28 protein-coding genes are annotated in these 25,943 nt (G+C 49.4%); 22 read left to right on the top strand and 6 right to left on the bottom strand.

The window, feature by feature from the left end:
• Entirely contained in the window at positions 1-2,028 is a 2,028-nt protein-coding gene (gene ppk1 / locus Q7P67_RS00530) for a polyphosphate kinase 1 (protein WP_303849634.1), read from the top strand.
• The gene (locus Q7P67_RS00525; protein ID WP_303849632.1) at positions 2,025-2,147 is read left to right on the top strand and encodes a hypothetical protein; all 123 of its coding nucleotides are present in this window, start codon (positions 2,025-2,027) and stop codon (positions 2,145-2,147) included. Before ppk1 ends, Q7P67_RS00525 begins: the two co-directional genes overlap by 4 nt.
• Positions 2,148-2,313: 166 nt before the next feature.
• On the opposite strand, the gene Q7P67_RS00520 is transcribed toward Q7P67_RS00525, so the two are convergent.
• From Q7P67_RS00520 to Q7P67_RS00500, 5 genes are read right to left on the bottom strand one after another with little or no spacing between them, the layout of a single operon-like run.
• Positions 2,314-3,063, bottom strand: a complete 750-nt coding sequence (locus Q7P67_RS00520) for an ABC transporter ATP-binding protein (RefSeq protein ID WP_303849631.1) — start codon at positions 3,061-3,063, stop codon at positions 2,314-2,316.
• Positions 3,050-4,066, bottom strand: a complete 1,017-nt coding sequence (locus Q7P67_RS00515) for an iron ABC transporter permease (protein WP_303849629.1) — start codon at positions 4,064-4,066, stop codon at positions 3,050-3,052. The genes Q7P67_RS00520 and Q7P67_RS00515 overlap by 14 nt, the downstream gene beginning before the upstream one ends.
• On the bottom strand, positions 4,060-5,136 hold the full coding sequence (locus Q7P67_RS00510) for an ABC transporter substrate-binding protein (protein WP_303849627.1): 1,077 nt from the start codon (positions 5,134-5,136) through the stop codon (positions 4,060-4,062). Before Q7P67_RS00510 ends, Q7P67_RS00515 begins: the two co-directional genes overlap by 7 nt.
• Positions 5,130-5,876, bottom strand: coding sequence for a bifunctional 2-polyprenyl-6-hydroxyphenol methylase/3-demethylubiquinol 3-O-methyltransferase UbiG (locus tag Q7P67_RS00505; RefSeq protein ID WP_303849625.1), 747 nt, complete (start codon positions 5,874-5,876; stop codon positions 5,130-5,132). Before Q7P67_RS00505 ends, Q7P67_RS00510 begins: the two co-directional genes overlap by 7 nt.
• Positions 5,876-7,975 (bottom strand): TonB-dependent siderophore receptor, encoded by a 2,100-nt coding sequence (locus Q7P67_RS00500; protein ID WP_303849623.1) that lies wholly within the window; start codon positions 7,973-7,975, stop codon positions 5,876-5,878. The genes Q7P67_RS00505 and Q7P67_RS00500 overlap by 1 nt, the downstream gene beginning before the upstream one ends.
• 100 nt (positions 7,976-8,075) lie before the next feature.
• Between Q7P67_RS00500 and Q7P67_RS00495 the strand changes: the two genes are divergently transcribed.
• Complete coding sequence (locus Q7P67_RS00495; protein WP_303849621.1) at positions 8,076-8,732, top strand: Crp/Fnr family transcriptional regulator; 657 nt, start codon at positions 8,076-8,078, stop codon at positions 8,730-8,732.
• Between the two features lie 45 nt (positions 8,733-8,777).
• On the opposite strand, the gene Q7P67_RS00490 is transcribed toward Q7P67_RS00495, so the two are convergent.
• Positions 8,778-9,599, bottom strand: a complete 822-nt coding sequence (locus Q7P67_RS00490) for a prohibitin family protein (RefSeq protein WP_303849619.1) — start codon at positions 9,597-9,599, stop codon at positions 8,778-8,780.
• Between the two features lie 179 nt (positions 9,600-9,778).
• Here Q7P67_RS00490 and hisF point away from each other — a divergent pair, with 179 nt between their 5' ends.
• The 19 genes from hisF (at position 9,779) to dnaA (ending at position 25,918) form a co-directional block, all read left to right on the top strand.
• Entirely contained in the window at positions 9,779-10,546 is a 768-nt protein-coding gene (gene hisF, locus Q7P67_RS00485; RefSeq protein WP_303849617.1) for an imidazole glycerol phosphate synthase subunit HisF, read from the top strand.
• A gap of 95 nt (positions 10,547-10,641) precedes the next feature.
• Positions 10,642-10,944, top strand: a complete 303-nt coding sequence (hisE, locus tag Q7P67_RS00480; RefSeq protein WP_303849615.1) for a phosphoribosyl-ATP diphosphatase — start codon at positions 10,642-10,644, stop codon at positions 10,942-10,944.
• Positions 10,945-11,038: 94 nt separating this feature from the next.
• Positions 11,039-11,536 carry a DUF177 domain-containing protein gene (locus tag Q7P67_RS00475; protein ID WP_303849613.1) on the top strand — a complete coding sequence of 166 codons (498 nt, stop codon included), beginning with the start codon at positions 11,039-11,041 and terminating at the stop codon, positions 11,534-11,536.
• 43 nt (positions 11,537-11,579) lie between these two features.
• Positions 11,580-11,762 (top strand): 50S ribosomal protein L32, encoded by a 183-nt coding sequence (gene rpmF / locus Q7P67_RS00470; protein ID WP_303849611.1) that lies wholly within the window; start codon positions 11,580-11,582, stop codon positions 11,760-11,762.
• Position 11,763: 1 nt separating this feature from the next.
• Positions 11,764-12,786, top strand: a complete 1,023-nt coding sequence (gene plsX, locus Q7P67_RS00465) for a phosphate acyltransferase PlsX (protein WP_303849609.1) — start codon at positions 11,764-11,766, stop codon at positions 12,784-12,786.
• A gap of 83 nt (positions 12,787-12,869) precedes the next feature.
• Positions 12,870-13,847 carry a beta-ketoacyl-ACP synthase III gene (locus tag Q7P67_RS00460; protein WP_303849607.1) on the top strand — a complete coding sequence of 326 codons (978 nt, stop codon included), beginning with the start codon at positions 12,870-12,872 and terminating at the stop codon, positions 13,845-13,847.
• Between the two features lie 106 nt (positions 13,848-13,953).
• Positions 13,954-14,868, top strand: coding sequence for an ACP S-malonyltransferase (fabD, locus tag Q7P67_RS00455; RefSeq protein WP_303849605.1), 915 nt, complete (start codon positions 13,954-13,956; stop codon positions 14,866-14,868).
• 2 nt (positions 14,869-14,870) lie between these two features.
• The gene (gene fabG / locus Q7P67_RS00450; protein ID WP_303849603.1) at positions 14,871-15,623 is read left to right on the top strand and encodes a 3-oxoacyl-[acyl-carrier-protein] reductase; all 753 of its coding nucleotides are present in this window, start codon (positions 14,871-14,873) and stop codon (positions 15,621-15,623) included.
• A 134-nt stretch (positions 15,624-15,757) separates the two neighbouring features.
• Positions 15,758-15,994, top strand: coding sequence for an acyl carrier protein (locus Q7P67_RS00445; RefSeq protein WP_295221849.1), 237 nt, complete (start codon positions 15,758-15,760; stop codon positions 15,992-15,994).
• A 75-nt stretch (positions 15,995-16,069) separates the two neighbouring features.
• Positions 16,070-17,317: a beta-ketoacyl-ACP synthase II gene (gene fabF / locus Q7P67_RS00440; RefSeq protein WP_303849600.1), complete on the top strand. Its 1,248-nt coding sequence runs from the start codon at positions 16,070-16,072 to the stop codon at positions 17,315-17,317.
• The gene (rnc, locus tag Q7P67_RS00435) at positions 17,310-18,014 is read left to right on the top strand and encodes a ribonuclease III (RefSeq protein ID WP_303849598.1); all 705 of its coding nucleotides are present in this window, start codon (positions 17,310-17,312) and stop codon (positions 18,012-18,014) included. Before fabF ends, rnc begins: the two co-directional genes overlap by 8 nt.
• Positions 18,004-19,029, top strand: a complete 1,026-nt coding sequence (locus Q7P67_RS00430; protein WP_303849596.1) for a radical SAM protein — start codon at positions 18,004-18,006, stop codon at positions 19,027-19,029. Before rnc ends, Q7P67_RS00430 begins: the two co-directional genes overlap by 11 nt.
• Positions 18,950-19,489 carry a 16S rRNA (guanine(966)-N(2))-methyltransferase RsmD gene (rsmD, locus tag Q7P67_RS00425; protein ID WP_303849594.1) on the top strand — a complete coding sequence of 180 codons (540 nt, stop codon included), beginning with the start codon at positions 18,950-18,952 and terminating at the stop codon, positions 19,487-19,489. The genes Q7P67_RS00430 and rsmD overlap by 80 nt, the downstream gene beginning before the upstream one ends.
• The gene (gene coaD, locus Q7P67_RS00420; RefSeq protein WP_303849592.1) at positions 19,486-19,980 is read left to right on the top strand and encodes a pantetheine-phosphate adenylyltransferase; all 495 of its coding nucleotides are present in this window, start codon (positions 19,486-19,488) and stop codon (positions 19,978-19,980) included. The genes rsmD and coaD overlap by 4 nt, the downstream gene beginning before the upstream one ends.
• Positions 19,981-20,076: 96 nt before the next feature.
• A complete protein-coding gene (locus Q7P67_RS00415) occupies positions 20,077-21,624 on the top strand; it encodes a PleD family two-component system response regulator (protein WP_303849590.1) in 1,548 nt (515 codons plus the stop codon).
• Positions 21,625-21,630: 6 nt separating this feature from the next.
• Positions 21,631-22,659, top strand: a complete 1,029-nt coding sequence (gene purM, locus Q7P67_RS00410) for a phosphoribosylformylglycinamidine cyclo-ligase (RefSeq protein WP_369695982.1) — start codon at positions 21,631-21,633, stop codon at positions 22,657-22,659.
• Positions 22,656-23,258 (top strand): phosphoribosylglycinamide formyltransferase, encoded by a 603-nt coding sequence (gene purN, locus Q7P67_RS00405; RefSeq protein ID WP_303849586.1) that lies wholly within the window; start codon positions 22,656-22,658, stop codon positions 23,256-23,258. Before purM ends, purN begins: the two co-directional genes overlap by 4 nt.
• Positions 23,255-24,502: a pitrilysin family protein gene (locus Q7P67_RS00400; protein ID WP_303849583.1), complete on the top strand. Its 1,248-nt coding sequence runs from the start codon at positions 23,255-23,257 to the stop codon at positions 24,500-24,502. Before purN ends, Q7P67_RS00400 begins: the two co-directional genes overlap by 4 nt.
• Before the next feature lie 81 nt (positions 24,503-24,583).
• On the top strand, positions 24,584-25,918 hold the full coding sequence (gene dnaA, locus Q7P67_RS00395) for a chromosomal replication initiator protein DnaA (RefSeq protein ID WP_303849581.1): 1,335 nt from the start codon (positions 24,584-24,586) through the stop codon (positions 25,916-25,918).
• The last annotated feature ends 25 nt before the right edge of the window (positions 25,919-25,943 follow it).

Here is a 25,943-nt window from a genome sequence, read left to right as displayed (position 1 = left end):
ATGAGTGTCAGTCCGTATATAAACAGAGAACTTAGCTGGCTTGAATTTAACAGGCGGGTGATGATGGAGGCGGTGGACTCGTCCGTTCCGCTTCTGGAAAGGCTTAAATTTCTTGCCATTTTCTCATCCAACCTCGACGAATTTTTCATGATACGCGTGGGAGGTCTGCGCGACCAGATAGAGGCGGGCTATACAAAGCTGGATGCGTCCGGCAGCACACCGGAAGAACAGCTTGAACACATCAGCGCGAAGGCGCACGAACTGACCAGTCTGCGGCAGGAGATATTCGGCGGGCTGAAAAAAGACCTCGAAAAAGAGGGCATTATGATTGCCCCCACCCTTACGGCAAACCTGGACGATATCACTGAGGCGATATTCAACGAGGAGATTTATCCCGTTATCTCCCCAGTTACCCTTTCTTCGAATAATCCCATGCCGTTCATACATAACCTGCGCCTGTGTCTTTATGTGCTTATCAAAAAGGAAGGCGTTGTGCACCACTCCATAATAATTCTGCCGGAAAACCTGCGCAGGATATTCCGCGTCAAGCTGGATAAGACCTATTTTCTTTTTACGGAAGATATACTTACGAAATATCTAAATATCGTTTACCCCGACTATGAGGTGCTGGACAGCTACCTTCTGCGGGTGACAAGGAATGCCGACCTCACTCTGGACGAAGAGGAATCGGACGACCTGCTCATCTCAATTCAGAACTTTCTGAAATCGAGAAAAAAAGGCGGTATCTGCCGCGTGGAGACGGACAGCCGTCTGCCGCAGGAGATACTTGACCACATGGCGGCGCATCTGCACTTTTCACATAACGACGTATATATCATTGACGAAATAATAGATATGACCTCCCTGTTTTCTGTAACAGGGGAGCGCCCGGATCTGTGCTATCCGCCGTTCAAGCCTGTTCTGCCGGAGCACATCGACGGCACGGCAAACATTTTCGAGCAGATAAAGAAGCAGGATATCATAATGTACCGCCCGTTTCATGATTTTGGTCTGGTGTCCCGTATGGTTGCCGCCGCCGCTGCCGATCCGGATGTAATGGCTATAAAAATGACCCTCTACAGGGCGAACAAAAACTCGACTATCCTTGAAAGCCTGATAAAAGCTGTCAAGAACGGAAAACACGTCAGTGTGGTTATAGAGCTGAAGGCGCGCTTTGATGAGGAGCGGAACGTTGACTGGGCGAATATGCTGGAAGAGGCTGGCTGCATCGTCACATACGGCATAGCCGGGCTGAAAATACATGCGAAAAACCTTATGATAGTGCGCAGGGAGAGCGGGCACGTTGTGCGCTATTCCCACATGTCAACCGGCAACTTCAACGAGTTCACTGCGGGCATCTATACCGATATCGACTATATCACCGCGGATGACGACGTGGGCAAAGACAGCGCGGCAATGTTTAATTTCCTTATGGGTTACACTGACATAGGCACATGGAACAGATTTTATCTCGCGCCGAAATACATAAAACCCAAGGTTATGGAACTTATCGACGAAGAGATTGCTTTTGCCAAAGCGGGCAAAGAGGCAAGGATGATAGTAAAGGTCAATGCCATCATCGACAGAACTCTCATGGATAAGCTGATAGAGGCCTCGTGCGCAGGTGTTAAGATAGAACTTATCGTACGGGGTATCTGCGGCATAATGGCGGGCATAAAGGGCGTTACGGAGAATATCAGGGTTCGCAGCATTGTAGGCAGGTTTCTTGAACACCCCAGAATAATTTATTTCCATGCCGGCGGAAAAAAGAGGGTGTTTTTCAGCACTGCGGACTGGATGGAACGCAACATGGACAGACGGGTTGAGCTGTTTTTCGAGGTTACAAAGAAAGAGGGCAGGAATTTTCTGTTCAATATCCTTGACCTTAACATGCGTGACAACCAGAAGGTCTGGATGCAGAAAGGTTCTGAGTATGTAAAAGTGAAAGGAACTAAAGACAAACTGAACTATCAGGACTATCTTATAGAAAATAACGACAAACTTTATTCCCTGAAGGCGAAGCTATGAGCAAAAAATGCGGCGAGAAGCCGAAAAAAGATAAAGACAAAGACTTTGAATGTTCAAAATGCGGTGCGCAGTCCAATAAAAAAGAGAAGCTCTGCAAACCGAAAAAAACTGATAAGTAACGAGACTGCTTCACCCTTAAAGGGTTCGCAGAGACGTAATCTTTCTCCGTCTTCGCGAGGGCTAACTAGCCGAAGGCTGTATGAGTCCATATTCAATTTAGTTGTCGAATAATGCCCGAAGCGATCTCATACTCTTTAAACTACGTCATTAATTTCGTTAAGTGCTCTAAAATATTACGGCGTATTTTCCCTCCACCTGACGGATGCTTATATCTGTTCTGTATGCCTCGGTGAGAGCCTCGTCTGTAAGCCCGTCCCTGCACCCGTGGTAGATTATCTTTCCGTCGTTCATCAGCATCACAGTGTCGGCATACCGCATGGCAAGATTCAGGTCGTGCATCACAACCAGCGTCGCGAGCCTTCCGCGTTTTGTTATCTCTGAAACCGTATCCATGATATCCAACTGATTTTTGACATCAAGATGGTTGATAGGTTCGTCCAGCATAAGTATCTCCGCCTGCTGAACCAGAGCGCGGGCAATGAGCGTTTTCTGAAACTCGCCGCCCGAAAGTTCCGTAACACATTTTTCACGCATACAGGCGATACCCATATCCTCCATGACGCTGTCGGTTATATCCCTGTCGTGCTGTGCGGGGTGCCAGCTTATGTGGGGCTTGCGACCAAGAAGCACTGAATCATACACACTGCAAGGCACCGCGTGGGTGAACTGCGGGAGGTAGGCTATGTGTCTCGCTATTTCAGGACGTTTCATGCCGGATATCTTTTTGTTTCTGACCGTTACCTCTCCCGCTGTGGGTTTGTGTATGCCGCAGGTTATCTTCATCAGTGTGGATTTACCTGCGCCGTTGGGACCTATTACAGCGCAGAGTTCCCCTGCGCCAAGGGTGAATGACACCTCTTCAAGTATCTTTCTGCCGTTTTTAAGTTGAAACGTAAGATTTTCAGCGGTTAGCATGTTTCATAGACCTCCTGAGAAGCAGAAAAAGGAACATCGGCACACCTGCAAAGGCGGTTATGACGCCGACGGGGAGCGATACGGGATAGAACATGAGCTGACCCATGAGGTCTGCGCCCAAAAGGAATACTCCGCCCAGAACTGCGGAAGCCGGAATCAGAAACCCGTGCCCTGAATGGCGGAAGATGAGCCGCACCATGTGGGGTGCGATGAGTCCGACGAAACCTATCACCCCGTAATATGCAGTTGCGAACGCCGCCATTACGGATGTTGCCGCAAGGGAGGCTATGCGTATCTTTTTCACCTCTACACCCAGCCCCGATGCGGAGAGTTCGCCCCATTGTATAGCGTTATAGCTCCAGCTAAGCCTAAGAGAGAACAGCAATCCGGCGACGGTGACACATATCACGGTTATCGCTTCGCTCCAGCCGCCCTTTCCTAGGTCGCCGAACGTCCAGAATACTGCCGCCGCAAGCTGTGTGTCGGTGGAAAAGAACTGCATCAGCATCGTGCAGGCACTGAAAAACGCGGACATAGCCACGCCCGCAAGGATAAGCCCCTGCGGCGTCATACCGCGCACGAAAGAGAAGAGCAGGATAATAAGTGCGGAAATAACAGAGCCTGCGAACGCGCCGAGGGCAACGCTGCCCAGCCCTGTAAATATGGTGGAACCAGCACCCAGCATTATGATTGAAAAGGTTGCACCGAACGCAGCACCCTGCGAAAGTCCAAGGGTGAAGGAGGACGCGAGGGGGTTATTCAGTATGTTCTGCAAAATCACGCCGCTGACGGACAGAGCGCCGCCCACAGCCAGCGCGGCGGCTATGCGGGGCAGGCGCAGATGCCATATGAAATATTTAAGGTCTTCGTCGTTCCCGCCGCCGAAAAGAGCAGAGGCGGTCTCAGCCCATGTGTGCTCGACCGCTCCGTGTTTGAGTCCCGAAAGTGTAAAAATAACGAGCAGAGCACAGAGCACCGTCCAGAAAATAAGCCGGCTTACCATTTTATATCCTCAGTTCGGAATCCGTCAGGCGCAAGTGAGATGCGCTTGTATCCGCCGGAATCCTTTTTTATCACATCGAAAACGTTCTGCCCTGTGAACGCCTTAACTATCTCGCCCGCCTTTTTTTCCGGGTCGAGGGTTTTATAGCGTTCAGGATATGCGGTTTTCGCCATGAAGAAGGCATTGGACAGCATCAGATCTATGTTTATATAATAGAATGTATTTGCAGGAATAAGGTACGCGTTTCCGGTTTTAAACGCGGAGAGGCGCTTATAAAGCTCAGGATTTTTTGCCGCCTGCTGTGAAGCCGTTGCAAATCCCGCGCTGTCTATGAACACCAGCGGCGGATTGAGCATCACGACGAATTCCTTTTCAAGAAACAGGTGTCCCTTGCGTCCTGCGGCATCCGCGGAGTTTGCTATGCCAGCCAGACGGAACGGAAGAAAGTTAGCCTCCGTACTGTCTATGCCGCGTATGCCTTTATAGGAAACTGCACCTATGTATGCCTTGGCGGGCTTTTCCGGTCTGTAGGACAGCTCTTTTTTCAGTCCTTCAACATAAGAAATGAGCTGCTGTGCGCGATCGGTCTTTCCGAGTATCTGTCCTGTGAGGCGCAGAGATTTGTAAACGGTCTCAAGCTCAACTCCGGTGTAGCCGTAGCTGAGAACCACCACCGGCACGCGCAGTTTGCGCTGGAGCAGGTCGGCTTCGGAGGCGTCCGCTGTGATGGTGAAGACGATGTCCGGTTTCAGGGCTATCATCGCTTCCATGTTAGGTCTGCGCGCCGCGCCGCCTTCGCCTATGACGGGGAGCTTATCGGTCACAGGCTTATTGACATAGACGTAGGTGCGTTTGACGTGGTTCATCCTGTCGGTTTTTTCAACGCCGACGACAAGGTTCTGCGCATTGAGAAACGAAACGAAGCTCATACTGCTGGCGAGGGGTATGATGCGTTCAATTTTTTTGGCAGGAAGTTTTACCTTCCTGCCTATCATGTCGGTTATGGTCACGTCCGCGTGCGCAGTTGCGAAACACACGGACAGGGCAAGTATAGTCAGCAGCCTTACCATATTATTATCTCCATTCTGACGTGCATCCTGTCGGTTATTCTGCCGTCTTCGTCCGCTATGCTGTCAAGCAGTTTCGAGACGGCGTTTATGCAGGTCTGAGAGGGTTCACCGTGGAATATCTCCATGCAGAGCGCTTCCGCGCGCCCTCTTGGATAGGTACGGATCCACGTCTCCTCAACGGGGATAACCTTATATGCGATGCCCTCTCCTTCAAGCCACTCTTTCAGCACGGGAACGTCGTTGAACTCTTTCGGGGTGGAACCACATTCCCTGTGCAGGGCATAAAGCATTTCCGATTCCTTTCTGCCCGCCCAGCCTATGTACACCACTCTGTCCGCAATATCCGTAACTTTTCTGAAATGTTCTTCAGTGCGAACTGCGGGCGTCACGGATGCGAAAGCGATATCAAACCTTTCACCCGTATCGGGGAACTCGTCGAAGGTGCATTTGAGAGAGCGGAGATTATCCGCCCCCTCTTTTTCGGCGTCTTCATGGAGAATACGGAGCATTTGGGAGGAAATGTCTGTTCCTAAAACCGACGCCGCTTTTTTAGCGGTTACGAGTGTGAATTTGCCGCTTCCGCATCCGATATCGAGCACTCTTTTTCCTGTGAAATCCACACCCTCCTTTTCGAGGGTGCGGATTGTTCTTGCTTCGAAAGTATCTTCCGAAGGGTTATATCTGGGGTATGTGAGAGCCTTTTTGTCCCACTGCTGTTCGGAATTTTGCATATTTTTCATCAGAACACCAGCTTTACGCTTGCGCCGAGTATAAGTCCGGCGGTGGGGTAGCCGTACTGTTCTTCAATGGTTCTGTTCAGCAGGTTTTCCGCGTAAACTTCAAGTGTTGCGTGTTCGTTCATTGCGTATGAAAGTCCCGCGTCAACTGTTGTGTAGGGGTCAAGCTCGCGGGATTTCCCGTAATAGAAATACGAGCGCTCTCCGACATAGTTCAGAGAAGCATCCAGCGTGAATTTATCGGAAAATTTCCAGCTTGCACCTGCAACGCCTTTCCAGTCGGGGATATAGTCAACTTTGTCGTCGGAATAGTCTGCGTATTCGCCCGAAACAGGGTCGCCCTCTTTTTCAGTCTTCTGCCATGCGAGTCCTGCGTTGAGGCTGAGTTTTGAGGTGATATCGTATCTTCCGTCGGTGCTGACGCCTGTGAATTTGGCGTTGTCGATGTTGTAGGCTATGCGTCCGCTTGTGCCGTCCGGTTTGCTGCCGAAGAGGATGTAGTCGTCTATGTCATAGTAGAATGCGGACACTCTGGCAAAACCCTTTGAACCGATGGCGTGTTTGTACACAAGGTCTATTGCGTTGGCTGTTTCAGCCTTGAGGTCTTTGTCCGCGAGTACGGAATAGCTGAGCCCGTCGATATAGTGGTTCATCTCGTTTGCAACAGGTGTTCTGTAGCTTTGGTAAACGTACATCGCAACCTTGTCGGACTGAGTGACCGCATAGGTTGCGCCCAGCTTTGGCGTGAGTTTGCTGTCGTCGTATTTGACTCTGCTTCCGCTTTTCATCTGGCTTGCTTCATAGTCGTCGAAGCGCATACCTATGTCGAATGTCAGCCTGTCGCTGAATTTCCACGAATCTGACAGGAAAACGCCCGTGTTGTCTATTTTATGGTCGGAATCGGAGCTTGCTATGCTGCCTTTCCAGCTTGCGGCAACGTATTTAACGTCTATCTCGCCGCCGCGCAGGTTCTTCTGTTCCGCGCCGAATATGAGGGTGTGGTCGCCGAACTCAGCGTCCATTTTCGCTTTATAGCCGTAGCTTCTGTCAACCTCGACCTCTCTGTCCAGAACAACTTCCCCCTTTGCCACGCCGCCTGTGCCGTCGGAGTAGTTGGTGTCCAATCTGTCCTCGTGGTTTTTATAAGCGGACAGTTCAAACATCATACTGTTGCCTATCGGCTGGGTATACGAAGCGCTGTAGAGTTTTTTCTCAACGTTATAGTGCGCGCCTTCGCCTATGTTTGACATGGCTTTGCCGCCCGCGCCGCCTGAGAATACCTCGCCGAGTGAGAGGGGTGCGTCGGGATTAATTGTCTGGTTCCATCCGTCTGAATCGGGATCCTGCGAAACGCGGTTGTTTTTTATAAGACCTCTGCGCGTCTTGGTGTAGTCGTATCCGGCGATAAGTTCACCCTTCCACGGAGTTGTAAGGTAAATTTTCGGCGCGACGTGGGTTGAGCGATAGTCACTGTTCCAGAGGTATTCGTCAGCTTCCTGACGGCTCACTCCGAGGCTGATACCAAGATTGCCGAATTTCTGGGAATAGCTGCCTCTGATGTTCATGAAATCGTCATTGGCGTTCCATCCGCCCATTGTGCCGTAAAAGGAGAGTGAGGGGTCGGCTGAGGGGCGTTTTGTGTAGGCGTTTATGACGCCGCCGATGGCATTGTTACCGTATTCGGCGCTGCTCCCGCCTTTGATTATCTCAATCTTTTCGATGTTGTCCAGCGGGATGGTGTTAAAATCGATAAAGTTTCCGCCGTTAACCCCGGTGGAGTTGAGGTTACGACCGTCAAGGTTAAGCATTATACGCTGACCGCTCTGCCCCCTGATGGTGAGGATATCACCGCTGTCGCCGAACGCGGTTCTCCTTTTAAGGCTTATCTCAGGATCCTTTGCGATGAAATCCGCAACGTTGTTGCTTTTCCGCTTCTCCTGAACCGTTGCGCTTGAGGTTTTCATATTCTGTCCCTCTGAAACGGCGCTGTCCGTCACCTTAACAGTGTCGAAATAGATAGTGTCCTGCATCATGCTGTCCTTGTCAGCGGATGCCGTTGATGCCATTAGCAGCACCATTGCCGCCGGCAGCAGTCTCTTCATCATGACCTCCATAATCATACTTATTAGTATGTTTTATATTGACAAAAAATCGGGTTTAGTTGATATTGATTTTTAGTATCATTTAATGAGGTGGGATTCATTGACAGGTGTTAAGATTTCCGGAAAAAAAGATGCGGTTGACGATTTTGTGAAGCTCCGGTTCAGGAAATATTCAAAATCACTTGCAGACGCTGTCATGGGCGGCAGCAGTCTTGTGCGCTGCGGCAGGCAGGAGGTGCTTTTTGCTCAGGGGGAACCTTCGGCGCACTGCTGTTATCTCGTGAGCGGGCTTGTTCGTCTGAACAGGGTGCGCGAGGACGGCAAGGAGATAACCATTAAATATATATTCCCCGGCGAACTTACCGATTCTGCCGTGGTGGTGACAAAAAGCCTGTTCGGTGCTATGACGCTGGAACGCTCGGAGCTTCTTGTTGTGGAACGCGAGTGCATAAAGCGGCTGATTATGGCTGACAGCGAGCTTCTGGAAACACAGTTGCAGAGGTGCGCAACGGATATGATTCACCTCGTGGGGCTGATAGAATCCCATGCCCTCAACGGCACGCGGGAGAGGCTTTGCGCGTACCTGGAGCAGTATGCGGGAAGAGAGCACAGAAAAAATTTCAGACTGCCTGTGCCAAGGTGTGAGCTGGCGGTGCTTCTCGGCAGTACGCCGGAGAACCTTTCACGGGTCATAAAGCAGATGACGAAGGAGGGGTGTCTCACTATAAAGGGGCGCGAGGTTCAGCTTTTTTATTAAAGTGAGCCGCCGGAAAGTTGCTGCCGTCCGGCGGCGCTGTGGGTATTATTTGGGTGCGGAAAGATTCAGAAATGGCATTGCCCCGCCTGTGTATGTGGGGAGCTGACCGTTCCACTTTTCAATAGCCTTGGTTTGCATCTCAATCTCTCTCAGCTTGATAAGCTCCTGAGTGACGTTTGTCTTCTGAAGTCTCAGTGATTCAGCTTCAGCCTGCGCCTGAGCTATCTTCTGCTCAGCTTCAATCTTAATTCTTTCAAGATCTCTTTGAGCTTTTATGGCGAGCTGTTCTGCTGTCTGTTTCGCTTCGATGGCATCTGTGAAGCCTTTTGAGAAGCTGAAATTTACTATCGAGAAATCATCCAGAATCACGTTAAAAGCAATCAGACGTTCCCTAAGCTGGGCTTTGATGTTGTTTTTGACATCCTCTCGCTGGGTAATGAGTTCGCCTGCTGTGTAACGTGCGATGACGGCTTTCATGACCTCGCGGACAGAAGGGTCAATAACTCTCGATGCGTAGTCAAGCCCGATAGTCTGGTAGAGCGTATTAACGCGTTCCGGATCTGCATGAAAGTTGACCGCGATGGTTGCCGTGACATCCTGAAGGTCTTTTGATGCCGCTCCGGTGTCTATTTCGCCTTTTTTGATTTTGGTGTCGATTTTCACGATTGTCTGTACCATGGGTATCTTAAAGTGAATACCTTCTCCTAAAACTTTATCGGAAGGCTTGCCGAATGTGAGCAGTACACCCCTTGAGCCCGCGCTTATGGTTGTGAAAGATGTGAAAGCCAGGAAAACTATCACCACAACCGCCACCACAGTCACCGCTCCGAATGCACCCGAATCGATTTTTTTCTGGAAATCTGCCATTCATATTCTCCTTGAAACATAATAATGATGCAACTATATCATATAACGGGATCAATCAATATGGATATTGTCGTTAAGTGAAAATTCATTGCATGTAATACATAGAAAGACTAAACCCCTTGACCGTTCACTTTAATTAGTACATTATTTTTTCATCTACTAATCAGTAAAGGTACATCATGCTCGCAAAACGCATAATCCCCTGTCTGGACGTTAAGGACGGACGGGTTGTTAAGGGTACGAATTTCGTTAATTTAAGAGACGCCGGCGACCCTGTTGAGGTTGCTGAAATATATGACGCACAGGGTGCAGATGAACTGACATTTCTTGATATTACAGCCAGTTCTGACAACAGAGGCATAATTCTTGACGTTGTCGCGCGCACAGCGGAGCGGGTATTTATGCCTGTAACGGTGGGCGGCGGCGTGCGCGAGATAAAGGATATCAGAAATCTGCTGAACTCAGGTGCGGACAAGGTTTCTATAAATACTGCGGCAGTGCACCGTCCAGAATTTGTTCAGGAGGCAGCGCTCCGGTTCGGTTCCCAGTGCATCGTAGTGGCGATAGATGCGAAGCGCAGGAAGGATGGCGCAGGTTGGGAGGTTTACACCCACGGCGGACGCAACGCAACGGGGATAGACGTTCTGGAGTGGGCGGCGAAGATGGAGAGTTTCGGTTCCGGCGAGATACTGCTCACCAGCATGGACTGCGACGGGACAAAGGACGGATACGACAACGGGCTTAACCGTGCGGTGGCAGAGGCGGTGGGTATCCCCGTCATAGCCAGCGGCGGCGTGGGAAACCCGCAGCATATATACGACGGACTGACGGAAGGGAAAGCTGATGCGGCTCTTGCGGCGAGCATCTTTCACTTTCGGGAATATTCCGTCGGTGAAGTGAAGAAGTTTTTGGCGGAACGCAACGTTCCCGTAAGGATAACTGAATAAATTAAGAATGAGATTGCCGCGCTGGCGCTCGCAATGACAGAAAACGGTCACTGCGAGGAACAGCGTGACGACGCAGTCTTTTTCCAGAGGAATAAATGGACGTATCAATAATCGGAAAACTGGTTGATGTTGTAAGGGAGCGCAAAGCGAACCCTTCGGATGCATCGTACACCTGCAAACTTTTACAGGGCGGTACGAACAAGATAATAAAAAAACTGGGCGAAGAGAACGCGGAACTCATAAAAGCTATCCTTGTCGAAACCGACAGAGACGTTGCCGGAGAAGCTGCGGACTATTTATATCATATGATAGTAGCTCTTGAAATGCGAGGAGTGGCTTTCGAGGAAGTAACTGCGGTGCTTACTGAACGTTTCGGACATTCCGGCATCCGTAAATAAAGGTTGTCATAAAAAAACTTGACTTTCGGGATTTGTATGACTAGTATTGTTGCTCTTTGACCCTTAAACGGTCAGAGTGTCAGGAGTTGATATCGTGAAGCTGTCTTTTGAAGAACTTCTTGCGGAAGGCGGACATTTCGAAGGAGACTTCGCCTTCACAGAAGAAGATATGAAGGTTAACGTGGAGAGCTTCTCCGCGGATTTCATCCCCACCGACTCAGGACTGTTTCTGGACGTTGAGTTCAGCTACAGCTTTGAGGCTCCCTGCGCCAGATGTCTTGAACCCACAAAAGGGTTCGGAAGGCAGACGGCGGGTATACAGCTTATGAGCCAGAGTCTTGAGGATGTCAAAGAGGAAGCCGAGCTGACTGACGACGATATGGGCGTCTGCTGGGTTGAGGACGACGAGATTGATCTGCACGAGATAGTGCGGCAGGAGGTCGTTTTCCATCTCCCCGTTCGGATGCTTTGCGGCGACGACTGCAAAGGACTCTGCCCCATGTGCGGAGAGAACCTTAATCTCGGCAAGTGTAAATGCAAAGAGACTGGCGACCCCAGGTGGTCGGGACTGGATAAATTAAAAAATAACTGAGGCTGCGCACAGGATGCAGCTACTCTGATACAGGAGTATTGAAATGGGTGTACCTAAGGGTAAAACTTCCAGAATGAAAAAGGGCAACAGAAGAAGCCACCATCATGCAGCAACACTGGCTTACAGCAAGTGCTCAAACTGCGGTGAGCTGAAACTTAACCACAGAGTGTGCCCTTCTTGCGGGTATTACAACAAGAAACAGGTAGTGGCGAAAGAAGAGATATAACATGAAAGTCGTCGTTGATGCCATGGGGGGAGACTACGCCCCGCATGAGATTGTCAAGGGTGCCGTTATAGCTGTTCAGGAGTTCGGGACTGAGCTTATCCTCGTAGGGGATGAAAAACAGGTGAAAGCAGAGCTTGATGCCTGCGGTCCGAAAGCCTCGAAAAATATCGAAATTGTTCACGCCGAACAGGTTGTCACAATGGACGACCTCCCTTCACAGATTATCAGGGCAAAGAGGAACTCCTCTATCCATGAAGGTCTGCGTCTTGTCAAAGACGGGAGCGGAGCCGCATTTTACAGTGCCGGAAACACGGGCGCTGTAATGGCTGTCGCCAAGATGATACTGAAAACCCTGCCGGGAATAGACCGTCCCGCCATAGCTGCCGTTATGCCCACTGTCAAGGGGCACACGGTTATGTGCGACGTGGGTGCGAACGTTGACTGTAAGGTTGAGAATTACATTCAGTTCGCTATCATGGCGAGCGCTTACGCGTCTATCGTCATGAGCAAAGAGAAACCCTCTGTGGGTCTTATGTCTGTCGGCGAAGAGGACGTTAAAGGTAACGAAACCACAAAGACCGTGTTCAAGCAGCTTTCCGAACTGGGGAACAGAGGCGTTATCAACTTCTACGGCAACGTTGAGGGAAAGGATCTTTTCAGGGGCACGTCCGACGTTATCGTTGTTGACGGCTTTGCAGGAAATGTTGCGCTCAAGGTTTCCGAATCAGCGGGCTGGTATATTTCCAAAATGCTAAAGGATGAGATACGCTCTTCCACACTTTCAAAAATAGGCGCGCTTTTCATGATACCTGCGCTGAAAAGAATCAAAAAGAAAGCCGACCATTCGTCATACGGCGGCGCACCTCTTCTGGGTGTCAACGGCGTATGCATCATCGGTCATGGCAGTTCAAATTCCACCGCTGTGAAATACAGTATCAAAATGGCGCATGAACTTGCGAAGCAAAAACTCAATGACCAGATAGAGAAAGCCGTTCCCAGAGCTGATGCGGGTATTACAAGTTGACAAAAATGTTCGTTTCTGGAACAATGTTCCCGAAAAGTTCGACTTGGTAACTAATTAATTTTTGCTGAACTTTCAGGTGGCGCATGAGTATATATTCAAGATTCACAGGAACAGGTTCCTATTTCCCTCCTAAAATAATGACCAATGACGATATCGCAAAATTTCTTGACACTTCAGATGAATGGATAGTGACCCGCACGGGAATCAAACAGAGACACGTTGCGGAGGACGAATCGTGCAGCGATATGGCGGCTGAGGCAGGCAAAAAGGCACTTGAGATGGCAGGGCTTCAGTCAAACCAGCTGGACGCTATTATAGTTGCTACGCTTTCGCCGGATACTATAATGCCATCAACGGCTTGCCGTGTTCAATATAAGCTGGGCGCAAAGACTTGCATGGCTTTTGACATTGCCGCGGCATGTTCAGGCTTCCTTTACGGTGTGCGTGTTGCCGACGGAATGATACGTTCCGGCAGCGCGAAGAATATACTTGTTATCGGTGCGGAACACCTTACCGCATGTGTTGACTGGCGTGACAGATCAACCTGCATCCTCTTCGGCGACGGAGCGGGTGCGGCTGTTGTTTCAGCGGATACAGCGCCCGGCATCAAAAGCATATTCAATTATGCCGACGGGGAATACGGTGAGTTGCTGAAGCAGGATAATCTGGGCTCTCAATACCTTAAAAAGATGATAAACGAACCCGCAGTTGACCACATGATACAGATGAAGGGCAACGACGTGTTTAAAATAGCTGTGCGCGCCATGGCGGACGCAGCACAGGAAGCGGCAGACGCTGCCGGATTTTCATCCGACCAGATAGACTGGATGATTCCCCATCAGGCGAACCTGCGCATTATAGACGCAGCTGCAAAAAGACTGGGACTTGACAAAGAGAAGGTAATAATTAACCTTACAAACTACGGTAATACTTCGGCTGCCACGATTCCCACCGCCCTTGATCAGGCTGTGCGCGACGGACGCATACAGCGCGGGCACAACGTTGTTTCCGCGGCTTTCGGCGGCGGACTTACATGGGGAAGCATGGCGTTTACGTTCTGATTTTTCCCTCCCTTCTTTGACAAAGGAGGGTCGGGGTGGATTTTCTTAATTTAAATCCCCCTTAGTCCCCCTTTTATAAAGGGGGAGACAAAAGGAGACATATACGATGGGCAAGACAGCGGTTGTTTTCCCCGGACAGGGGTCACAATTTGTCGGCATGGGAAAAGATTTTTACGACACCATGCCGGAAGTTAAAGCGATTTTCGACAAGGCTGATTCGGCTCTGGGCTACAGCCTGACAAAAATAATGTTCGAAGGCTCCGAAGAGGAGCTTAAAACCACATACAACACCCAGCCCGCGCTGCTCACCATGAGCGTCGGTATCTGGGAAGTGCTTAAAAACAGAGTGAAGGCGGACTGTTTCGCAGGACACTCCCTCGGTGAATATTCAGCAGTGGTTGCCGCAGGCGGTTTCACATTTGAAGAGGGCGTTCTTGCCGTGCATAACCGCGGAAAGTTTATGCAGGATGCGGTTCCTGTCGGTGTTGGCGCCATGGCGGCTGTCATGGGCATCGACGACGAGGCTGTTGTTGAAACATGCAGAGAGGTTTCCGGCGTGAAGGTCGTTGAACCCGCAAATTTCAACTGCCCCGGACAGATAGTTGTCGCCGGACACAAAGAGGCTGTTGAGGAATTTTCCGAGAAGATTAAGGCGAAAGGGGCAAAAAGAGCACTTCTGCTCCCCGTTTCCGCACCCTTCCACTGTTCGCTTATGAAACCTGCCAGAGAGAAAATGGCGGATTACCTCAAAAATAACATAGTCATTAAAGACCTCAGCACTCCTGTATTCAATAACGTTGATGCAAAAGAGGAAACCTCTGCCGCCGACGTTTACGATGCGCTGTGCAGACAGGTTGACGGTGCAGTTTTATGGACAACCCTGATAAAAAATATGGTAAACTCAGGGGTGGACAGATTCATAGAGGTGGGCGCAGGACAGGTTCTTGCCGGACTCATCAAAAAAATAGACAAAAACGTGACCGTTGAAAACGTTTCAAAGGTTGCGGATTTACCGGAGTAAACATGACACTTGAAGGAAAAGTGGCGCTGGTTACAGGCGCTTCCAGCGGCATTGGCCGTATCATCGCTCTTAAAATGGCAGCAGAGGGCGCCAAAGTTGCGGTGAACTATATAGATATCGCGAACATCAAAGCTGATGCCGAAGCTGTCGTTAAAGAGATAACAGACAAGGGCGGCGTTGCCGCGGCTGTTGCTGCCGACGTGTCCAGAGAGGACAGCGTTGAGGCTATGATGAAAGAGATCGAGGAGAAGCTCGGCACTGTTGATATCCTTGTGAACAATGCAGGGATAACACAGGACGGACTCATCATGCGTATGAAGGTTGAGCAGTGGGAAAAGGTTCTGGACGTTAACCTTAAAGGTGCGTTCATCTGCACCAAAGCTGCTCTTAAAGGCATGATGAAGAAGAGATACGGAAAAATTGTCAACATCGCTTCCGTTGTCGGTTTTTCAGGAAACGCAGGACAGGCGAACTATTCCGCAAGCAAGGCGGGTCTGGTTGGTCTCACAAAGACTTCCGCACAGGAACTTGCAAGCCGCGGCATCAGAGTTAACGCAGTTGCCCCCGGTTTCATCCGCACCGCTATGACGGATGTTCTGCCCAAAGAGGTTGTGGACGCGATGCTCGCCAAGATATCACTCGGCGAACTGGGCGAGGCTGAGGACGTTGCAAACGCAGTAATGTTTCTTGCTTCATCCGCATCCGACTATATCACAGGTCAGACAATCCACGTCAACGGCGGAATGTATATGTGATAAAGCCTCGTAAGAGGTTTATGTATAAAGATTTTATTAAAAACAGTGGATTTCTGCCGCAATTTTTAGTAAATAACACATGCAATGTGACGAGAAGAAGATAATTCTTTAAAGAGATTATAGGAGGACAGAAAATGTCAGATATCGCAGCAAAAGTAAAAGAGATCATAGTTGAGCAGCTTAATGTTGATGCAGACGCAGTTACTGAGGACGCATCTTTCATAGACGACCTTGACGCAGACTCTCTTGACACAGTTGAGCTTATCATGGCTTTCGAGGAAGAGTTTGACCTTGAGATTCCGGACGAGGAAGCTGAAAAGATCAAAACTGTCGGCGATGCCATTTCTCACATCGAAAAAGCAAAAGCTTAATTTTTATCATAATTCGAAACGAGGGGGGATTTCCGTTCAGGTTGTCCCCCCGACCTTTTCTAAATGGAGGATCTTGTGAAGAGAAGAGTAGTTGTAACAGGCTACGGGCTTATAACTCCCCTCGGCTGCGGAAACGAAAAGAACTGGGAAGCTCTTATGAACGGCAAGAGCGGAATCAAATATATTCCTGCGGAAAGACTGAACACAGAGGAACTGCCTGTTAAGTTTGCCGGTATAGTTGACGATTTCGATGCCGCTGAATATGTAAGAGACCCGAAAGCTGTCAAAAGACACGAACAGTTCGTTATTTTTTCCATAGCCGCTTCCGCCATAGCTGTAAAAATGGCGAACTTCGATTTGGAAAAGGCCGACCTCAGCAGATGCGGAACACACATCGGTTCGGGTATCGGCGGTTTCAAAGCCATTGAAGACACCACAAGGGATTTCGACGCAAAGGGCGTTAAAAAGATTTCACCCTTCTTCATCCCCACCTCAATTATAAATATGGCGAGCGGTGCGGTTTCAATTGAGTTCGGTTTCAAAGGACCAAACTACAGTCTCGTCACTGCATGTACAACCGGAACGCACTCTGTAGGTGAAGCTGCAAGGCTCATTCAGCACGGGTATGCCGATGTTATGCTTGCGGGAGGCACAGAGAGTGCCGTCACATCACTTTCCATCGGCGGTTTTGCGAATATGAAGGCTCTTTCACGCAGAAATGACGATCCTGAAAAGGCTTCACGTCCCTTCGATGCCGACCGCGACGGGTTTGTTATGGGCGAGGGATGCGGGATCATGCTCCTTGAATCATACGAGCACGCAGTTGCCAGAGGTGCGAAAATTTACGCTGAATTTGCGGGCTACGGAGCTTCAGCGGACGCATATCACATGACGGCACCGGACGAAACAGGCGACGGCGCTATGAGATGTATGCAGGCGGCGCTTGCGGATGCAGGTCTTAAACCTGAAGACATCGGCTATGTCAATGCACACGGAACATCAACGCCTTTCAACGATAAGATTGAAACACTTGCCATTAAAAAAGTTTTCGGCGACTATGCAAAGCAGCTTAAAATCAGCTCAACAAAATCCATGACCGGTCACCTTCTCGGTGCGGCAGGTTCCGTTGAGGCTATTTACTGTGCGATGGCGCTTGAAAAGGGCATACTGCCCCCCACAATAAACTATACCACCCCCGACCCCGACTGCGACCTTTACTACGTTCCCAACAAGCCTGAGAAATGCGATTTCAAATACGCGCTCAGCAACTCTTTCGGTTTCGGCGGAACAAACGGGACACTGATATTTAAGAAGTATGAATAAAAAGCTGAGTTCGGATATCGAGACTCTCGAACATAAGCTAGGTTACAGCTTTGGCGACAGATCTGTGGTGTTGGAAGCTCTGACCCACAGATCCTACGCCCATGAGAAGAAGAACAACAAAAACTATGAACGGCTCGAATTTTTGGGCGATGCAGTTCTTCAGCTTATAGTCACGGAGTATCTGCTGGACAGATACAAAGACTATGACGAGGGACTTCTTTCAAAACTTCGGGGCTTTTTCGTCAGCGAAGGCTTCCTCAGCAAAGTTGCCACAGAGATGGAACTTGGGGAACATATCCTCCTTGGCAAAGGTGAAAAAGCGTCCGGCGGCAAATATAAGGAATCACTCCTCTGCGACATATTTGAATCCGTTGTGGCAGCTATCTATCTGGACGGCGGCTATGACGAGGCGCGGAAGATAATTATTGACCATTTCGGTTCAAAGATCGACGAAGATATCTCCAACAGCACCTTCATTGATTCGAAAAGCGAACTCCAGAAAATAACACAGCGGCAGTTCGGCACTTTGCCGGAATATATAGTTCTTGAGGAATCAGGACCCGAACACGACAAGATATTCCGGGTGCGGGTGCACGTTGAGGGACTTGTTACGGAAGAAGGCTCCGGCAAGACGAAAAAAAGCGCTGAAAAGGCGGCCGCAGCGAAGGCGCTAAAGAAACTGGGTAATGAAAAATAGGATACTGCCCGTATTCATTCCATTCGCAGGATGCAGACAAAGATGCGTCTATTGCAGTCAGAACTCAATCACAGGTCATACCTCCACGGAAATAGTTTCATCGGCTGAACGACAGATAAAAGATTATTTGGGCATATCGTCTAACTGGGACGAGCTTGCCTATTACGGCGGCAGTTTTACATGTCTGCCGGGAGCTCTGCGCCTGAAACTTTATTCTCTGGCGCACAGGTATGGTTTCAGAAAACTGCGGTTTTCCACCAGCCCCGACTGCGTTACCCATGAGAACATGGCAGAGGCGGCGGAAAACGGCGTTGATACTGTCGAGATAGGCGTGCAGAGCCTCGACGGCGAGGTGCTTCGGCTGAATAAGCGTCCGTGCGGTGCAGAGGAAACCATTGAAGCCATGAAAACCGTGAAAAAACATGTGGGGAAGCTGTCGGCACAGATTATGACCGGCATGTACGGCGAAAATTTTCACAGCTTCGATGCCACAGTTAATGCTTTGCTTGATGTGAAACCAGACTATGTACGCATTTATCCGTGTGTGGTGCTTAAAGATACGGAGCTTTATTCCCTGTGGCTTTCAGGCGACCATATTCCTTTGCCGCTGACGGAGACTCTGGCAAGATGCGCCTATGCGTTCATCCTTTTTGAGGCGGCAGGCATAGAGGTCATACGCATCGGTCTTCAGGACGCGGAAAGTATGAAAGAGCAGATAGCAGCAGGAGAATATCACCCCGCCACAGGGGATATTGTGAAAACAATAGCCGTTGCCATCTATCTGGGTTTGGGGCATAATCCTGTTCTGGATAAAAAATATATAAACACTGCATACGGTTATAATGGATATAACAGAAGTGCCTGCGAAGGCAGGTTAGAGATGAAGGACGGTGTAAAGCCGGATCTAAGAACGGTATGCAAGAGGATAACGGAAGTTGAGAGTTATAAGCGGTATATACAAAGGCAGGCAGCTTTTCACGCCCAAAGACTTGTCGGTGCGTCCGACAACGGATAAGGTGCGCAATGCGGTTTTTTCCGTGCTTTTCGACGCTGTTGACGGCGCAAATGTGCTGGATCTTTTTTGCGGCACAGGTTCATACGGTATAGAGGCGATAAGCCGTGGTGCGGGCAAAGCCGTGTTTGTTGATACTGATGTGACATTTGTAAAAAAGAATCTGAAAGATATGGAAGATTTTACAGAGACCATAAAGGGCGACGTTACGAAGATACTGCCAGTGCTGACAGGTAAGTTCGATATAATTTTTATTGATCCGCCATATGGGGAATATCCGCCTGAAAAACTGCTTAATATCATTTCGTCCGGCGAACTGCTGGCTGTTGACGGAACCATAGTTTTCGAAGAGAGCTTTCGCTCACCATTTGATATTGCAAATACAGACTTTTTTATAGAAAATGAAAAAAAATACGGCGACACGAAGATATTCTTCATAAAAGCCGGCGGCGGTGACAAATGATTGCAGTCTATCCCGGAACATTCGACCCTATGACAAACGGACATATGGATATTGTGGAGCGGGCGGTTAAGCTGTTCGGAAACGTTATCCTCGCAGTGTCCGAAAACAGCAAGAAGGGAACCGCGTTCACTCTTGACGAAAGGGTTGAGATGGCGAAAGAGGCGACAGCAAAGATGCAGGGCGTTAATGTTGTACCTTTCACCTGTCTGCTGGTGAATTTCCTGAAAAAGAACAAGGCTAACGTCGTTGTGCGGGGACTGCGGGCGGTGAGCGATTTCGAGTTCGAATTCCAGCTTGCGCTGATGAACAGAAACATGGATCCCGATTGTGAAAGCGTCTTTCTTATGCCCACCGAAAAACACATCTTTTTAAGCTCCAGTACAATACGCGAAGTTGCTATGCACGCGGGCGACGTTGCCCAGTTTGTTCCCGAATGTGTGAACAGAAGGATTGTGGAGCGCTTCGGCAAGCCGGAGATGGAGTGCAGATAAGCCTTAATCCGTTGATTAATCAGCATTATGATGGTAATATGATTTGTCAGGTTTTCTGAAGCGGTGAATTGTGAATCAACAGGTCAGGGGTGTTTTATGAAAAAACGGATAATGCTTATAGACGACAGCGTCACCATCCACAGGGTAATAGACCTGTGCATTGACAAAGAAAAATACGACGTCGTCAAAGTATTCACTAAAGAAGAGGCGCTTAGCCACATAAAAACAGAAAAACCCGACCTTATACTTCTGGACAATAAACTCGGAGACGTTCAGTCTCAGGAAATGATACAGACCATAAGAAACGCTGCCGGAAAAGTTGTCATAATCCTTCTGGCAGGCGCTTTTGACCAGTTCGACAGCAATCTCTGCATGATTCTGGGTGCAGACGATTTCATCTACAAACCTTTCGATGCCAAGACACTTGATGAAAAAATAGTGAACGGTCTCAGCGGCGCTGTGCATAAAGAAACCATCGATCCTTCGGAGACTCCTACTGACGAAGAACTTGCTGCGGCAATGACCGATGTTCCGCAGGAGATGGAGATGATGCTCACGGAGGAGAAACCGGAGCCGGATGAACTTCCCGCCGCTGTTGAGGATGTCAGCCTGCCCGAAGATTTTTCCGAAGAGGAATCCGTTCAGGAGGAACCCTCGGTACAGGAGATTATCGTCGCAGATGAACCCGCTGCCGTGTATGAGCCTGTGACAGAAGAGGATCCTGCCGTTGCTCCGGAGAACTTTTTGAAAGCAGAACCTGTACAGGCACATCCTGTCACAGAGATAAATATCCCCTCCGTTGCGGAGGACGCTTTTGCGGACTTTACAGACGCTGCGTCACCTTCCGTCGGAGCTTTCGACGGTTTGATAGAGATTGACGAAGAACAGCTTATGGCTGAAGAGGAGCGCAGGAAAGACGAAGCGCGCCTTGCCGCGGAGCTTGCCGCTGCAATTCCCGAACATGAACCAGTGACCGAACCTGAGCCGGAACAGCCTGTCGCTGCTGCGGATGATTCATTTGACGGGCTGGTAGAGGTTGACGAGGAACAGCTTCAAAACAGAGAGGCGGAAGCCGAAAAACCTGTGAAAGTTACACTTGAGCAGGAAGATGAACTTAGTGAGGATGAACAGAATAACCTGTTCAGTGAGCTTGGGGAAGCGGAAGGGGACGAGCTTGACAATATACTTGATGATATAAACGGGGAGCATGTTGCAGAGGACGTGACCCATGCCGACGAAACCCTTAACAACGCGGAAGAGGCGCTGGATGAAACCGTTGAAACGGTGCTGACCGATATTCAGGCTGATCTTTCGCTCAGCGACGTTATGGAAGAGCAGATGGCGGAATCTTTAACGGATGAACCGGAGGAGGACGTTCTGCCGGAACCGGAAGATTATGTCCCGCATGAGCCGGAGGAAAGAAAGACGCCTGACGTTAAGGATATAGACCCTGAACCACTTGTGCGCATCAGCGAGGAGAAACTTGTTGAGGCGGTATACGAAGCCATCGACGAAGATACGCTGAAGTTTGCCATTAAAGAGGTTCTGACGGATAAGATAACCCGTATTCTGGAGGAGGAGCTTCCCGTTCTTGTGGAACGCGCCATCAGAAAAGAGATAGAAAGACTTGTAAAAGGAAAATAGGGGGAGATTGTGTCTCTGGATTACAAATCAAGCGGAGTGGACATCGACGAAGGGAACCGTTTTGTATCGGTTATAAAAAAGACCGTGGAATCCACATACAATAAAAACGTGCTGGGAAGCATCGGCGGGTTCGCCGGATTTTTTGACGTGTCTGCCATGAAGGGGATGGAGCATCCCGTTCTGGTTTCAGGCACGGACGGTGTCGGCACGAAACTGAAAGTTGCGATAGATACGAATATTCTGGACACTGTGGGCGTTGACCTTGTGGCGATGTGTGTTAACGATATCATTGTAACAGGTGCTAAACCTCTGTTCTTTCTGGACTATATGGCGACAGGAAAACTCTCTGCGGAGAAGATGGCGGAAGTGGTTAAAGGCATAGCCGAGGGCTGCCGCATCTCCGACTGTCCTCTGGTCGGCGGTGAAACTGCTGAGATGCCGGGCATGTACGCAGGAGAGGATTTTGACCTTGCAGGCTTTGCCGTGGGCATACTGGACAAACCGAAAGCAATTACTGGCGAACGTATCAAAGCGGGCGACGTGCTGGTGGGTATATCATCCAGCGGCCTGCACAGCAATGGTTTCTCTCTGGCGCGCAAGCTGTTCTTCGACAGTCTGGGCATGAAGCCGGACGACGTGGTCTACGGCGACACGAAACTTAAAAATGCACTCCTCGTCCCCACAAAGATATACGTTCCCCATATCATGAAACTCCTCGCCGAAGGCATCGATATCAAAGGCATGGTGCACATCACGGGGGGCGGCTTCTACGACAACATACCAAGAGTTCTTCCCGAAGGAACGGGGTGCAAAATTGATCCTAAGAGTTTCAAACTGCCTGAAATATATAGATTTATCCTCGACAAATCCGGTGTGGCGCCCAAAGAGCTTTACAGGGTTTTCAACATGGGCGTGGGTTTTATTATCGCCGTTGAAAAGGAAGAGGCGGACAAAATTATAAAACTTCTGGACGATGCGGTTGTCATAGGTTCTGTAACATCCACCGGAGAAGTGGAAATTGAGGGTGTGAATTGAAAAAAATAGCGGTGCTTCTGTCCGGTCGCGGCAGTAACTTTATATCAATCAAAAAGAAAATAGACGAAGGCGGAATAAACGGCGAGATAGCCGTGGTCATAAGCAACAAGGCGGACGCAAAAGGGCTTGAGTTCGCGCGGGAACAGGGATTGAACACTGTGTTCGTCAACCCCAAAGAGTTCGACGGGCGCGAGGCTTATGACAGGGAACTTGTCCGCATACTCAGAGAGAACGGTGTCGAACTGGTCTGTCTGGCGGGTTTCATGCGCATAATCTCTCCCTATTTCGTAAGCGAGTTCCGCAACAGGATACTTAATATACATCCGTCCCTTCTGCCCTCTTTCAAAGGGCTTGATGCTCAGAAGCAGGCGTTCGAATACGGCGTGAAATTCGCCGGCTGCACAGTACATTTCGTTGATGAGGAGATGGATCACGGTAGCATAATTCTTCAGGCTGTGGTGCCTGTTATGCAGGACGACGACGACCATTCGCTTTCCGAGCGTATTCTTAAAGAGGAACACAGAATATATCCTGAGGCCGTTGCGCTGTTCTGCGGGGACAGGCTGAAGGTTGAAGGACGCAAGGTTTTTGTGATATGAAATTCTTTCTGATTTGTCTGCTTACAGTATTCAGTTCGCTGTATGTTTTTGCCGGAGGAAAACCTGTTATGGAAAACGGTGTTAAAGTTATTGAAATAAACCGCCCCTATACGAACACAATGTCCATCGTGTTTTTTGTTAAAGGCGGAACCATACGGGAGACCGAAAAAAACAACGGCATAGGTGAGCTGTTCACCGCTTCGTGGGTTAAGAGCAGCGAGCTTCTGAAACAGGTTGAGTTTTACGGCGGAGGCATATCCGCATCCGTCAGCTCCGATTTTATGGAAGTTTCGTTCTCTATACCGTCGGACAAATTCGATAAACTGATAGGTTTTTATTCGTTGATGCTTACGAACCCTGCCGTTGACGCAGAGGTTTTCAAACGGGAAAAGAATCTGCTGAAAGAGGCTATAATATCCACCGAGGACAACCCTTCGTCAAAAGCGTTTAAAAATTTTTCAAAGGCTACCTACGGTGCGCACCCTTACGGACTGCCTGCGGAAGGTTCGCTTGAAAGTGTGGAATCCCTCACCGAAGGGGATATGAAGAGCTATGCAAAAGAGATGCTGACAGGCAGGAACATCACTCTGGCGGTGGCGGGCAATTTCACTGAGGATCAGATGGGACGCATCCGCGCCATCTTCGCGGCACTTCCTGCCGGAAAGGCATACGTACCATCGTGCGAGGGAAGCGGCATCGGGAAGGACTCGCGCATCGAAGAGAAGGATAAGAACGCCGAACAGGCGAAACTTTATATAGGATACACGGCACCGGATGCGGCGGACAAGGACTATCCGGCACTGAAAGTAGTTACAGACATCCTTGGCGGCGGCATGAGCAGCAGATATTTCAACGAACTGCGCAAAGACAAAGGCTATGCCTATTCAGTGGGTTCCGCGTATGCTTCAAAGCTGTGCAAATCCAGATTTATGTCCTTCATAGGGCTTAACGGAGAGAACGTGCCGGATGCAATAGACTCAATAGACAGGATCAACAGAACATTCACCGAAACCCTCACGGACGAAGAGCTTGAGGCGGTGAAAAACTATATGCTGGGCAAGATACTCTCTGAATCCCAGACCAACTCCAAACAGGCGTGGTATGCCTGTTTCTTCGAAAACGTAGGACTTTCCAGCTCTTATTTCGAAAATTACATCGACGTTCTCAGGCATATTACAAAAGATGATGTGAAGAGAGCTGCGAAGATTTTTGAAGGACCAAAGACCGTCTATATTCTGAACTGACAAATTCACTTCGGTAAGAGTATACATTTTAGCGCGGTTCTGATATAATATTTTTTCATTCAATTTTTTTTCAGGGTAAGTATGGACGAAAGCGGAATCTGGGAAGAGGTGCTGAAATACCTGCGTAAGGAAATATCCGAGCAGGAGGTCAAGGTGTGGCTGGAGCCTATGTCTGTGGCGGAGCTGCGCGGCGACCTTATAACACTGTCTGCACCGAACAAATTTTATAAAAAATGGGCGGAAGACAGGTATCTTCCTCAGATAAAGAAGGTTTTTAAAGAGAATCTCGCCGTTGAGGCGGACGTTTCAATCACTGTGGGTGCGGAAAAACGTCAGACGCAGACGGAGAGCAACAGCGTTCCGTCCGGAACCGTTGTTCAGCAGCCGAAAAACGGTAACAACCTCAACAGGGAATATATCTTTGAAAACTTTGTCGCCGGAAGCTCCAACGAGTTTGCTTACAGCGCATGTCAGGCTGTTTCCGAAGGGCAGTTCATGCAGTATAATCCGCTTTTCATATACGGCGGGGTTGGTCTCGGAAAAACCCACATGATGCAGGCTGTCGGGAACCGTATCCTTGAAAAATTCCCTAAGATGAAAGTGCTTTACTGCACCAGTGAGACTTTTACAAACGAAATGATAAACGCCATCCGAATGAAAAAGATGGATGAGTTTCAGAATAAATACCGCAATATAGACCTTATCCTTTTCGACGACGTTCAGTTCCTTTCCGGCAAACAGCGCAGCACAGAGGAGTTTTTCAACACCTTCAACGCGCTTTATGACAACCAGAAACAGATAATCATCACCAGCGATAAGACACCCGCAGAGATACCCGAAATGGAGGACAGGCTCAAGAGCCGTTTCTCCTGGGGACTGATAGCAGACATCCAGCCTCCCAGCGTTGAGGAGAAGACCGCAATTCTCATCAAACGTGCGGAGTTCATGGGGCTTCCCATGCCTCAGGAGGTAGCGTTCTTTATGGCGGAAAACCTCGTTACTGAGAATATCCGTGAGCTTATCGGCGCTCTGGTGCGCCTCAGCGCGTTTTCCAGCTTCCATAAGCGCAAAGTGACCATAGACCTCGCCCGTCAGGCGCTGGAAAAATTCCTTGTGAAAAAGGACAGGGTGGTGACGTCTGAAAACATTATCGATGCGGTCTGTTCTTATTTCAACGTTAAACTCACTGATATGAAGTCCAAAAAGCGCACAAAAAGTATCTCCATGCCCCGTCAGGTGGCGATGTATCTTCTGCGGGAGAAGCTGAATCTCTCATTGCAGGAGGTCGGCTCGATGTTCGGCGGAAGAGACCACTCCACTGTGCTCCACGCGGTTAACTCAGTCGCAGATAAGTATAAAGAGAGCCGCGAGGTTCAGCTTATCATCACAACCATCGAGCGCGAACTCTATTCCTGATACCCCCCGTTAGCGTAGGTTGATT

The sequence above is a fragment of the Seleniivibrio woodruffii genome, from assembly GCF_029267515.1.
GTDB classification, from domain to species: Bacteria; Chrysiogenota; Deferribacteres; order Deferribacterales; family Geovibrionaceae; genus Seleniivibrio; species Seleniivibrio woodruffii_A.
Note: the sequence above shows the minus strand (reverse complement) of the source record. Positions and strands in the feature narration are given on the sequence as shown.